Source organism: Shinella sp. M27 (genome assembly GCF_049199905.1).
In the GTDB taxonomy this organism is placed as follows: Bacteria; Pseudomonadota; Alphaproteobacteria; order Rhizobiales; family Rhizobiaceae; genus Shinella.
This window is the reverse complement of record NZ_JBLZPK010000052.1, coordinates 1-12126: the sequence shown is the minus strand read 5'-3', so window position 1 is coordinate 12126 and position 12126 is coordinate 1. Positions and strand designations below refer to the sequence as shown.

The following is a 12126-nucleotide window of genomic DNA, read 5'->3' as shown; positions in this document are numbered from 1 at the left end:
ACCGGAAATACGATCTTTGCCGTCGGCAAAAATCGGTCGGTATTTTGCCTTACGGCAAAAACCGGATGGCGCGGGGTGGAGCAGCCCGGTAGCTCGTCAGGCTCATAACCTGAAGGCCGCAGGTTCAAATCCTGCCCCCGCAACCAAAATCTTGTAGATTTATCAAATAGAAAGCCCTCTCCCGCGAGAGGGCTTTCTTGCGTTTGAGGCCTAGCACAACACTAGCACAAACGGACCCCTCCCGTTTGACGGGTTCTTGTGGCCGTGGTTCGCTGTTCCTGTGACCTTGCCCCGTTGAACTAATCCATTTTGAAGTAAGCTCTGGCCCATTGAGAGGACCAGAGAATGAAGCGCACACGTTTCCCGGACGAACAGATTATCGGCATTCTGAAGGAGCACGAGGCCGGCACGCCGGTCTCGGGACTTTGCCGCAAGCACGGCGTCAGCGATGCCAGCATCTATAAATGGAAGGCCAAGTTCGGCGGCATGGACGTATCCGAAGCCAAGCGGCTGAAGACACTTGAAGACGAGAACACGAAGCTGAAGCGGCTCTTGGCGGACGCGATGCTCGACAATGCTGCTTTGAAAGACCTTTTGGGAAAGAAGTGGTGACGCCCGCAGCAAAGCGGAAAGCTGTCGCGCATCTGATGGGTCACCACGAGATGAGCGAACGGCAGGCGTGTAAAGCCATGGGCTTTTGCCGAATGACGATCCGCTACGAAGCCAGGCGCAGCGATGACCATGACCTTCGCGAGCGGATGAAGGGGCTGGCGCATGAGCGCCGTCGCTTTGGATATCGACGCCTTCATGTGCTGCTCAGGCTTGAAGGTCATCTTGTGAATCACAAGCGGCTCTTTCGGCTCTATCGAGAGGAGAAGCTGACAGTGCGCAAACGTGGTGGCCGGAAGCGAGCGATCGGCACACGCGCGCCGATGCTGATCCCAATGGCAGCCAATGATCGCTGGTCGCTGGACTTCGTCTCGGATCAATTGACCGATGGCCGCAGGTTCCGGATTTTGGCGGTCGTCGACGACTGCACCAGAGAATGCCTGGCACTCGTCGCCGATACCTCACTTTCCGGTCTGCGGGTTGCTCGTGAGCTGGAGCGGATCATCGAGGGGCGTGGCAAGCCGAAGATGATCGTCAGCGACAATGGCAGCGAGTTTACTAGCAACGCGATCCTGCAATGGACGGACCGGGCCAAGGTGGACTGGCACTACATCGCGCCGGGCAAGCCGATCCAGAACGCCTTCATCGAAAGCTTCAATGGGCGGCTGCGAGACGAGCTCCTGAATGAAACTCTCTTCTCGTCACTGACCCATGCTCGATCATCGCTTTCAAACTGGCGCAGCGATTACAACGATCATCGACCACACTCAGGGCTCGGATGGCTGACACCTGCGGAGTTCGCTCAGACAATCAACGCGCGACGTGATGCGGTGCTGCGCAGCCGGAATGGCTCCGCACCGCAACACGCCGCTACTGCCGCGAATACAACAACCCAAAACCGCCGGAGCGAACTCAAAACTGGATGAAACTTGGGGGCAAGATCACCTCGAACGAGGCTGGCTTTCGGAGACGCGCTTCGGATAGCCAGCCGGGACAAGAAGAACTTGTCTAAGCGGGTCAATTTCTTCGTTTAAGCTGATGGCGTCCGCGGGCATGCTCCGACGTGCCTCATGGGGATCGTGTAATGACGAAAGCACTTGTCACGGGGGCGACGCGAGCTCCCGGACGCGCGATCGCCACGATGCTTGCAAAAGAAGGCTGGGAAGTGCACGCGCTTGGTCATGATCGCATTGCGCTCGATGAGATGCGCGGCGAACACGGAATCGTGCCTCTGGCGATGGATTTGACGGATAGCGAATATGTGCGCGCCGTTGCAGAAGGGCTGGAACCTGATGTCCTTGTCCATGCAGCGCTCCGCTGGCCCGAGGAGACCAGATTTCTGGGACTGGCCGAAGCCGATATCGATATGGCTCTCGAAGTGAACCTGTGGGCTACGCTGCATGTTATCCGTGCCATCCTGCCTTCGAAGATCGAAGGGAGCCGCGGGGCCTTCGTGATGCTCTCCCTAGACGATGCGGACGCGAAAAGTGCGATCGAGCGGGCCGCAGCAGGTGCGATCGACGGCTTTGCGCGTGCTCTTGCTGGCGAGCTACCAGGCAGCGGGGTTTTCGTCCACGTCTCTCTTCGGGAAAGCCGCCTTTCCGGCATCTGGGTTTGCAGGTTCTCTCGTTGCTATCGTCATCCGGTTTTCAATCTCACATCATCGAACGACAGGAACATGGACATGGAACGTAATGGAGGGCAGTTACTCGTCGAGTGCCTATTGGCGCTGGGAGCGACAAAGAGCTTCGGGGTGCCAGGGGAGAGCTATCTCGCGGTGCTCGATGCACTGCATGACACCGGGGGACGCCTCGACTATGTTCTGTGCCGCAACGAAGGCGGCGCCGCCTTCATGGCTGCCGCCTATGGCAAGCTGACCGGCCAGCCCGGCATCTGTTTCGTGACTCGCGGTCCGGGCGCCACCAATGCTTCGATCGGTGTGCACACCGCCATGCAGGATTCCGCGCCGATGATCCTCTTCGTCGGCCAGGTCGGAACCGACATGAAGGGCCGGGAGGCTTTTCAGGAGGTGGACTATAAGGCGGTTTTCGGCACCATGGCCAAATGGGCCGTCGAGATCGATAAGGTCGAGCGCATCCCGGAAATCCTCTCGCGCGCCTGGGCGCTCGCGGTTTCGGGACGTCCCGGTCCGATCGTGATTGCGCTGCCTGAGGATATGCTGACCTCGCTCACCGACGCCGCGCCGCTCTCTGGTCCTGTCGAGATCGCCGAGCCCGCGCCATCGGCTGCGGCGATGCAGCGGCTGCGCCGGATGCTGCAAGGCGCAAAGCGTCCCGTCATTCTTTATGGCGGCTGCAACTGGGCGGATGGCGCGATGGCGGCCGTCCGGCACTTTGCCGAGGCGTCAGATATTCCGGTCGTTTCCGTCTTCCGCTACCAGGACCAGTATGACAACGCGTCGCCGACCTTCTGCGGCGAAGCCGGCGTCGGCATGGTCGCCTCGGTCAAGGAACTTCTGCGCGACGCCGATGTCATTCTTGCGATGAACAATCGGTTCGGAGAGAACTCGACGGACGGCTACACGCTGTTCGACGTGCCGCAGCCCCGCCAGCAAATCGTCCATGTTCACGGTTCCGACCTGGAGATCGGCAAGGTTTACCGGCCGGCGCTCGGCATTCATGCCGGTCCGAATGTTTTCGCGGAAGCGCTGGGCGCCCTCGAGCCTGTCAAAGGTGGATGGGCGGAGTGGCGGGCCAAGGGACGCGCGGCCTACGAAAAGGGCTTCGATCTCCCCGACCTGCCGTCGCCTGTCGACATGGGTAAGGTCACGGCGCTCCTGAACGACGTTCTGCCGGAGGATGTGATCCTTACAAACGGCGCAGGCAACTTCACGGTCTGGCCGAACAAGTTCTTCAAGTTTGGGCCGAATGCGCGCCTTCTCGCTCCGCAATCCGGCGCGATGGGTTATGGCATTCCGGCAGCCATCGCTGCCAAAGTCGCTTATCCCGAGCGCACGGTCGTCTGCTTCGCCGGCGACGGCGACTTCCAGATGAACTGCCAGGAATTGGCCACCGCCCTCCAGCATTATGCGCAGCCGATCATCCTGCTCCTCAACAACGGCATCTACGGCACGATCCGCGCCCATCAGGAGCGACATTACCCGGAGCGCGTTTCCGGCACCACGATGGTCAATCCGGATTTCGTGGCGCTGGCAAAGTCGTATGGGTTTCATGCTGAGCGTGTGGAAGCCACAGTGGACTTTGCAGCCGCATTCGAGCGTGCCCGAGCATCGAAGACCGGTGCCCTCCTCGACCTCGATATTTCACCCGAGGCGTTGACCCCACGCCAGACGCTGAGCCAGATGCGCAAGGCCGCTCTTTCTGCAAAGGAAACCGCATGACACAGCGTCACGACATCCGCCTTGGTGCCGATATCGGCGGGACCTTTACCGACATCGCACTCGAGGTCGGGGGCAAGCTCTTCTCGACGAAGGTGCTGACCAATTATTCGGCACCCGAACAGGCGATCTTAGACGGCATCGAGATTGTCGTCCGGGATGCCGGCATCGCCCTTCGGGATATCGACATCGTCATCCACGGCACGACGCTCGCCACCAACGCGCTCATTGAGCGCCGGGGTGCCCGGACTGCGCTTATCACCACCGAAGGTTTCCGTGATGTCATCGAGATGCGCACGGAAAACCGCTTCGAACAATACGATCTCAGCCTCGTTCTGCCGAAGCCGCTGATCCCGCGTGAAGATCGTTTTCCGGTCAAAGGCCGCATCGACGCGCAGGGCCGAGAACTGCAGGCACTCGACGAGGCGGCGCTGGAAACGCTGGCGGATGTCATCGCCGAGCGTGGCTTCGGGGCCGTCGCCATCGGCTTCATCCACTCCTACATGAACCCGGCGCACGAGCAGTGCGCCCGCGAGATCCTGTCGAGGAAACTCTCGATCCCGATTTCTATCTCGTCGGAAGTCTCGCCGCAGATGCGCGAGTTCGAACGCTTCAACACGGTCTGCGCCAATGCCTATGTGCGCCCGCAGATGGCCGATTACCTGTCGCGCCTGCAGGTGCGGTTGAAGGAGATGGGCGCGCAATGCCCGGTCTTCATGATCCATTCGGGCGGCGGCCTCATCTCGGTGGAGACGGCCTCCGAATTCCCGGTTCGTCTCGTCGAATCCGGCCCGGCAGGCGGGGCGATCTTTGCCGCCGATATCGCCCGCCGCTTCAGCCTGGACCGCGTCGTCTCCTATGACATGGGCGGCACTACGGCGAAAATCTGCCTCATCGAGGATTACCAGCCCCACACGGCGCGCACCTTCGAGGTCGCCCGCACCTACCGTTTCTGCAAGGGCTCGGGCATGCCGATCTCCATTCCGGTGATCGAGATGATCGAGATCGGCGCTGGCGGCGGCTCCATCGCCTGGGTCGATGCCATGGGCCGCATTCAGGCCGGGCCGGAATCGGCGGCCTCGGAGCCGGGACCAGCCTGCTACCAGCGCGGCGGCGAGCGGCCGGCGATCACCGACGCGGACCTCGTGCTCGGCAAGCTCGATCCCGATAATTTCGCCGGCGGCAAGATCAGGCTTTCGGTCGAGAACGCCAGCGCGGCGATCGCGCGTGATGTCGGCGAGAAGCTGAAGCTCGCCCCTGAAGCCGCTGCCTTTGGCATCGTCGAGGTGGTGGACGAGAACATGGCCAATGCGGCGCGCGTCCACGCGGTCGAAAACGGCAAGAATATCTCCGAAAACATCATGATCGCTTTCGGCGGCGCCGCACCCCTGCATGCCGCTCGCCTTTGCGAAAAACTTGGCGTGGACCAATGCCTCATTCCGCAAGGGGCGGGTGTAGGCTCAGCCATCGGCTTCCTCAAGGCGCCGTTCGGCTACGAGGCGCTTGCCTCCAAGATCATGGGCATCACGAAATTTGATGCCGGAGCGGTCAACGCCATGCTCGACGACCTGAAGGCGACCGCCGAGGGCTTCGTGCGCGCCGGGACGGAGGGGGAGATCGTGCGCGAGATCACTGCGTTCATGCGATACAGGGGGCAGGGTTGGGAAATCCCCGTCGCACTGCCCGACCGCGCCTTCACCCCGGCGGATACGGCGATGATCGAGGCGGCCTTCAAGGAGCGCTACGCCCAGTTCTTCGGCCGCGCGGTCGAAGGCCCGGAAATCGAGTTTGTGACATGGTCGGTCAAGGCGCAGGATGTGCGCCTGGAAGGCGAGCGCTTCGCCCTTGAAACGGACGGTGCGGTGGTGCCCGCACCCGTCAGCCGGGCCGTCTTCGATCCCGCCTCCGGCAAGCGGCTTGAAACCGCCATCGTGCCGCGCGACACCCTGTCGCCGGGTGCGCGGGTGGCAGGCCCGGCCGTCATCGTCGAGCGGGAAACCTCCACCATCGTCACGTCGCCGTTCGATGCCGTCATCCAGATCGACGGCACCATTCTTCTCGTGCGCAAGGGACACTGATCATGAGCGATATCAATGAAATTCGCATGCAGGTCATGTGGAACCGCCTGATCTCGGTCGTCGAGGAGCAGGCGCTGACGCTGCTGCGCACCGCCTTTTCCACCTCCGTGCGCGAGGCGGGCGATCTCTCGGCCGGTGTCTACAATGCCAAGGGCGAGATGCTGGCCCAGGCCGTCACCGGCACGCCCGGTCACGTCAACACCATGGCCGAGGCGGTGCTGCACTTCATTGCGGAAATCCCGCGCGAGGAAATGTATCCGGGCGACACCTATGTCACCAACGACCCTTGGAAGGGCACCGGCCACCTGCACGATATCACCATGGTCTCGCCTTCCTTCAAGGGCGAGGAGCTGATCGGCTTCTTCGCCTGCACGGCGCATGTGGTGGATGTCGGCGGACGCGGCTTCGGGGCGGATGGCAAGTCGGTCTATGAGGAAGGCATCCAGATCCCGATCATGAAGTTCGCCGAGCGCGGCACGGTGAACAAGGATCTCTTGAAAATCCTGCGCATCAATGTGCGCGAGCCGAACCAGGTGATCGGCGATTTCTACTCGCTCGCCGCCTGCAACGACGTCGGACACAAGCGGCTGATCGAGATGTTGGACGAGGTCGGTTACGACAATCTCGACACGCTCGGCAATTTCATTCTGTCGCGCACGCACGCGGCGACGATGGAGCGCATCACCGGCCTGCCGAAGGGGTCCTGGACGAACGACATGCTGACAGACGGCTACGACGTGCCGATCCGGCTCGCGGCCGAGGTCTCGATCACCGACAGTGGCGTCAATGTCGATTTCTCCGGCACGGACGGCATGAGCCGCTGGGGCATCAACGTGCCGCTGATCTACACCAAGGCCTATGCCTGCTACGCGCTGAAATGCGTGGTGGCGCCGGATATTCCGAACAATTCGGCCTCTCTCGCCGTCTTCAACGTCTCCTCGCCGGTCAATATCCTCAATGCGGAGCGGCCGGCCCCGGTTTCGGTGCGCCACGTCATCGGCCACATGGTGCCGGACCTCGTTCTCGGCGCGCTTGCCAAGGCGCTGCCGGGCCAGATTCTCGCCGAAGGTGCGGCCGCGCTTTGGAACATCCATATTTCGGCCCGCCCGGTCGCCGGCGCCTCCGGTCGCCGTGCCGAGGTGCTGATGTTCAACTCGGGCGGCATGGGTGCACGTCCCGGCATCGACGGCCTCTCCTCGACGGCTTTCCCTTCCGGCGTCCATACCATGCCGATCGAAGCCACCGAGCATACCGGCCCCATCGTCGTCTGGCGCAAGGAGCTGCGTCCAGATTCAGGTGGTGCTGGCAAATATCGCGGCGGCCTCGGCCAGATCATCGAGATCGCGCCGGCCGAAGGCCATGAATTCGATTTCTCGGCGATGTTCGACCGCATTGCGACCCCGGCGCGCGGACGTGACGGCGGCGAAGACGGCGCACCCGGTTCGGCAAGGCTCGACGACGGAACGAAGCTGCGGCCGAAGGGCTGGCAGCATGTGCCGGCGGGCCGCCGGCTGGTGCTGGAACTGCCGGGCGGCGGCGGCTTCGGCAACCCGACCGAGCGCCTGGACGAAGCGAGCGCCGAAGACCTGTCCAAGGGTTATGTGACGGAGAAGAAGTGATGAGCCATATCGCCAGCCGGCTTTCCGCCGTCAAACCCTCGGCTTCCATGGCCGTCTCGCAGGCCGCAAAGGATTTGGCGGCAACCGGGATTGACGTGATCGACCTCGGTCTCGGCGAGCCGGATTTCCCGGCCCCCGCCCACATCACCGATGCCGCCTTCGAGGCGGCGCGCAAGGAGCGCATGCTCTACACCGCCTCGCTCGGCACGGCGGACCTGCGCAAGGCGATCGCCGCCAAGTTCAAACGGGAAAACGGCCTCGACTACGCCATCGACGAGATCGCGGTCGCCAATGGTGCAAAGCAGATCATCTTCAATGCGCTGATGGCAACGCTGGAGGAGGGCGACGAGGCGATCCTGCCGGCGCCTTACTTCGTTTCCTACCCGGAAATGGTCAAGCTTTTCGGCGGCGTGCCTGTCACCCCGGCCTGCCCGGCCGAAAACGGTTTTCGCCTGACGCCCGAGGTGCTGGAAGCGGCGCTGACGGAAAAGACCCGCTGGCTGTTCCTCAACATGCCGGGCAATCCCTCCGGCGCGATCTATACCGAGGCGCAGCTGAAGGCGCTCGGCGCGGTGCTTGCCCGCTATCCTGATGTGATGATCCTCTCGGATGAAATCTACGAGCACATCATCTTCGACGAACGCACCTTCGTCTCCTTCGGCGCGGCCTGCCCGGAACTTCGGGATCGCTCGTTGATCGTCAATGGCATGTCCAAGGCCTATGCCATGACCGGCTGGCGCGTCGGCTATGCCGCCGGCCCGAAGGACCTGATCAGGGCGATGGCGACGATCCAGAGCCAGTCCTGTACCTCGGTTTCCGCCCCGGCACAGATCGCGGCCAGAGCTGCTTTGGAAGGCCCGCAGGATTGCGTCTCCGAATTCCGTGCCGCATTTGAGCGCCGCCGAAATCTCGTGGTCGAGGGCATTGCGAAGATCAATGCGCTGAGCCTCGATCCGCCAGAAGGCGCCTTCTATGCCTATATTGGCTGCGCGGCGCTGATCGGCGCGAAAACCCCCACCGGCCAGACGCTGGAAGACGATGTCGCCGTCGCAAAGTACCTTCTCGACGAAGGTCATGTGGCGGCTGTTCCGGGCACGGCCTATGGTCTGTCGCCCTTCTTCCGCATGTCCACGGCAACCTCAGAAGAGGTGCTGGCGGAGGCGGTGAGGCGTATCGCGGCCGCGGTCGCCAAACTCGAATTCTGATTGGAACGAAGTATGTCCAAGCTCTACAAAACCATCCTGATCACCGGGGCAGCCGGCCGCCTCGGCACGGAACTGCGTCGCGGCCTCGCCCCGTTGGCCGACAGGATGCGGTTGGCGGATATCACCGAAATCAAGGATGTGCAGCCGAATGAGGAGGCGATGGTCTTCGATCTCGCCGACGAAGCCGCTGTGATGAAGGCGGTCGAGGGCGTCGATGCCATCGTGCATTTCGGCGGCGTTCCGCTGGAGCGGCCCTGGCAGGATATCCTCGATGCCAATATCCGCGGCAGCTACCACATCTACGAAGCCGCCCGTAAAAACGGCGTCAAGCGCGTGGTCTATGCCTCGTCGGTGCATGCGATCGGCTATCATACGCTGGAAGCCCATATCGATACGGACGCGCCGGTTCGCCCCGATAGCCTCTACGGTGTTTCCAAATGCTTCGTCGAGGCGCTGAGCCGTTTCTACTGGGACAAGTTCGGGCTGGAGAGCGTGTGCCTGCGCATCTTCTCCTCCTTCCCCGAGCCGGCCGACCGCCGCATGCTCTGGTCGTGGCTGTCCTTCGAGGATTGCATCCGTCTGGTAACGGCCAGCCTGACGGCGCCGCGTGTCGGCCACACGATCAGCTTCGGCCTCTCCGACAACGCCGTCAAGCCGGTCGACAATTCCAAAGCCGGCCATCTCGGCTATGTGCCGCAGGACAATACCGAGCGCTTCCGCGCCAAAGTCGAGGCGGAAAAGCCGCCGGTCAATCCAAAGGCGCCGTCCACCCTTTATCTCGGCGGATGGTTCGTCGATATCGGACATCCCAATGACGAGGCATCGAAATGAAAGACCACTATGACGTCGTCATCGTCGGCGGCGCGGTGATCGGTTCCGCCGTCGCCTATTATCTTTCCGCCAATCCCGATTTCGACGGGTCTGTGCTCGTCATCGAGCGCGACCCGACCTATCTGAAGGCGGCGACCTCGCTGTCGTCGTCCTCGATCCGCACCCAGTTTTCCAACTCGATCAACGTCAGGATCAGCCAGTACGGCTCCGAGGTCATCCGTAATTTCGGCGAGATGATGCAGGTCGGCGACGACAGGCCCGATCTCGGTTTCCATTCCGGCGGCTACCTGTTTCTCGCCAATACGCCGGAGCAGGTGCAGGTCCTGAAGGAAAACCATGAGGCGCAGGTCTCCTGCGGCGCCGATGTCGTGCTCTGGAACCGCGACGAGCTGGCGAGCGCCTTCCCGCATCTCAACGTGGCGGATATCGAGCTGGCGTCCTACGGCCGTTCCGGCGAAGGCTGGTTCAACAATACCGGCCTGATGTACGGCTTCAAGAACAAGGCTCGCTCGCTCGGCGTCGATTACGTCACGGACGAAGCCGTGGCCATCGGCCGCGATGGGGATGCCGTGACGTCGGTGACGCTGAAATCGGGCGCGGTCGTCAAGGCCGGCACGGTCGTCAACGCCTCCGGGCCGCGCGCGGCGCTGACGGCCCGCATGGCCGGTCTCGGCATTCCGGTCGAGCCACGCAAGCGCACCTTGTTCGTCTTCGATTGTGCCCGCACGCCCGAGGGAACCGCTGGTGTCAACCAGGGGCGGCTGCCGCTGATGATCGATCCGTCCGGCGTGTTCTGCCGGCCTGAAGGCCGCTTCTTCCTGACGGGTTGTCCGCCGGTGGAAGACCCGGCCGCGGATTGGGATGATTTCGAGCCGCGCTACGAGGAATTCGAGGAGATCATCTGGCCGGCGCTGGCCGAGAGGTCGCCCCAGTTCGAGGCGATCAAGGTGGTGAACCAGTGGGCGGGGCATTACGACTTCAATACGCTGGACCACAATCTGGTCGTCGGCCGCCATCCGGTGGTGCGCAATTTCGTCTTCGCCAACGGTTTCTCCGGCCATGGCCTGCAGCAGGGGCCGGCGACGGGGCGGGGCGTGTCGGAGTTGATCATCTACGGTGAATATCGCACACTGGACCTGACGGAGGTCGGCTACGAGCGAATCGTGGAGAATCGTCCGTTCCTCGAAAAAGCCGTTATCTAACCGCGACCGGCTGCACCGGCGGCGGAGATGGCTGTACATGATATGTCTGCCGGAGGGTGAATTGGCTGGACAACAAACGCGGCTTCCCCCTCTCAATGCGTTGCGCGCATTCTGGGCGGTCATGCGCCGGGGCACGTTCCGCAGTGCGGCGGACGAGCTTCTCGTCACGCCGCAGGCCATCAGCCAGCAGATCAAGCTGCTGGAGGATACCCTGCACGTTCCTCTGTTCGAGCGGAAGGCGCGGGTCATCGAGCCGACGGAGCATGCGATCATCCTCTCGCATTTCGTCCAGGCGGGTTTCGACGAGTTTACCGAAGGCATCCGCCGGGTCACCAATTCGACCTATCGAAACCGCATCAACATCAATGTCAGCCCGTATTTCGCCACGCGCTATCTGATGGAGCGGCTGGAGCGTTTTCGCCAGCGGATGCCCGGCGCCGACATCCGCCTGACGACGATGGTCAACGTGCGCGATTTCGCGGCCGACGAGGTAGACGTCTCTATCCAGTGGGGTTTCGGCAACTGGAAGGAATATGACGTCAAGCTCTTGATGCACGACCCGAAGATCATCTGCTGCTCGCCGGAACTGGCCAGGCAGATCTCTTCGCCAGCCGACCTCGGCCGCATGCCCCTCCTCCATCCCGTGATGGCGCGCGATCTCTGGCGAAAGGTGCTGGCGCATCTTGGCCTTCCATCGCTGGAAATGGCCGGCGAGATCGAATTTCAGGATGCAGCGACGATGCGCAGGGGCAGCATCTCCGGCATCGGCGTCGGGCTCGTCTCACGGCTCGATGCGCTGGCCGATATCGAGGCGGGCACGCTCGTCGCACCGCTCGGTGTCGATCTTCTGGATACGATGGACAAGAAGGATATTCCCGGCTTCTACCTAGTCGTTCCGAGAGCCCATAAGAGGGTCAAGATCATCTCCGCCTTTTGTGACTGGATCACCGCTGAGCAATGGTGAAATGAAAGGGAAGCGGGACAGACGTGGCTCGGCAGTTCCCGCAGTCCAATCTTTTACCATTTCGCTGAACGATATCCGATCATCACCTGGTCGGACGCCATGCTGCTCAAAGCGCCTTCTGCAATTCCGGCAGGGCTTCGAAGAGGTCTGCGACGAGACCGTAGTCGGCAACCTGGAAGATCGGCGCCTCCTCGTCCTTGTTGATCGCCACGATCACCTTACTGTCCTTCATGCCCGCCAGATGCTGGATCGCACCCGAG

8 protein-coding genes, 1 tRNA gene and 2 pseudogenes are annotated in these 12126 nt (G+C 62.2%); 10 read left to right on the top strand and 1 reads right to left on the bottom strand.

What is annotated here, in order from left to right:
* The first annotated feature begins 69 nt into the window (after window positions 1-69).
* The 10 genes and pseudogenes from ACOZK4_RS19840 (at window position 70) to ACOZK4_RS19795 (ending at window position 11866) form a co-directional block, all read left to right on the top strand.
* Window positions 70-146: transfer RNA gene (locus ACOZK4_RS19840), tRNA-Met, on the top strand.
* A 199-nt stretch (window positions 147-345) separates the two neighbouring features.
* Window positions 346-1535 (top strand): IS3 family transposase gene (locus ACOZK4_RS19835; protein ID WP_421593382.1). Its coding sequence is split into 2 segments (ribosomal slippage): window positions 346-595 and window positions 595-1535, totalling 1191 coding nucleotides; the frame shifts between segments, so codons are not numbered across the junction.
* Window positions 1536-1693: 158 nt separating this feature from the next.
* A pseudogene (locus ACOZK4_RS19830) lies at window positions 1694-2173 on the top strand (SDR family oxidoreductase); the annotation flags it as partial.
* A gap of 120 nt (window positions 2174-2293) precedes the next feature.
* Complete coding sequence (locus tag ACOZK4_RS19825; RefSeq protein ID WP_421593383.1) at window positions 2294-3970, top strand: thiamine pyrophosphate-dependent enzyme; 1677 nt, start codon at window positions 2294-2296, stop codon at window positions 3968-3970.
* Window positions 3967-6045, top strand: coding sequence for a hydantoinase/oxoprolinase family protein (locus ACOZK4_RS19820; protein WP_421593381.1), 2079 nt, complete (start codon window positions 3967-3969; stop codon window positions 6043-6045). The genes ACOZK4_RS19825 and ACOZK4_RS19820 overlap by 4 nt, the downstream gene beginning before the upstream one ends.
* Window positions 6046-6047: 2 nt before the next feature.
* Window positions 6048-7664 carry a hydantoinase B/oxoprolinase family protein gene (locus tag ACOZK4_RS19815; RefSeq protein ID WP_421593380.1) on the top strand — a complete coding sequence of 539 codons (1617 nt, stop codon included), beginning with the start codon at window positions 6048-6050 and terminating at the stop codon, window positions 7662-7664.
* Entirely contained in the window at window positions 7664-8869 is a 1206-nt protein-coding gene (locus ACOZK4_RS19810) for a pyridoxal phosphate-dependent aminotransferase (RefSeq protein WP_421593379.1), read from the top strand. The genes ACOZK4_RS19815 and ACOZK4_RS19810 overlap by 1 nt, the downstream gene beginning before the upstream one ends.
* A gap of 12 nt (window positions 8870-8881) precedes the next feature.
* A complete protein-coding gene (locus ACOZK4_RS19805) occupies window positions 8882-9700 on the top strand; it encodes an NAD-dependent epimerase/dehydratase family protein (RefSeq protein ID WP_421593378.1) in 819 nt (272 codons plus the stop codon).
* Window positions 9697-10902, top strand: a complete 1206-nt coding sequence (locus tag ACOZK4_RS19800) for an NAD(P)/FAD-dependent oxidoreductase (protein ID WP_421593376.1) — start codon at window positions 9697-9699, stop codon at window positions 10900-10902. The genes ACOZK4_RS19805 and ACOZK4_RS19800 overlap by 4 nt, the downstream gene beginning before the upstream one ends.
* A 61-nt stretch (window positions 10903-10963) precedes the next feature.
* Window positions 10964-11866 (top strand): LysR substrate-binding domain-containing protein, encoded by a 903-nt coding sequence (locus ACOZK4_RS19795; RefSeq protein WP_421593375.1) that lies wholly within the window; start codon window positions 10964-10966, stop codon window positions 11864-11866.
* A 106-nt stretch (window positions 11867-11972) separates the two neighbouring features.
* On the opposite strand, the pseudogene ACOZK4_RS19790 reads toward ACOZK4_RS19795, so the two are convergent.
* A pseudogene (locus ACOZK4_RS19790) lies at window positions 11973-12126 on the bottom strand (electron transfer flavoprotein subunit alpha/FixB family protein); the annotation flags it as partial.

Bases quoted from the DNA above. Each gene is read 5' to 3' on its own strand.
- ACOZK4_RS19825 (WP_421593383.1), top strand. From the start codon at position 2,294: ATGGAACGTAATGGAGGGCAGTTACTCGTCGAGTGCCTATTGGCGCTG.
- ACOZK4_RS19820 (WP_421593381.1), top strand. From the start codon at position 3,967: ATGACACAGCGTCACGACATCCGCCTTGGTGCCGATATCGGCGGGACC.
- ACOZK4_RS19815 (WP_421593380.1), top strand. From the start codon at position 6,048: ATGAGCGATATCAATGAAATTCGCATGCAGGTCATGTGGAACCGCCTG.
- ACOZK4_RS19810 (WP_421593379.1), top strand. From the start codon at position 7,664: ATGAGCCATATCGCCAGCCGGCTTTCCGCCGTCAAACCCTCGGCTTCC.
- ACOZK4_RS19805 (WP_421593378.1), top strand. From the start codon at position 8,882: ATGTCCAAGCTCTACAAAACCATCCTGATCACCGGGGCAGCCGGCCGC.
- ACOZK4_RS19800 (WP_421593376.1), top strand. From the start codon at position 9,697: ATGAAAGACCACTATGACGTCGTCATCGTCGGCGGCGCGGTGATCGGT.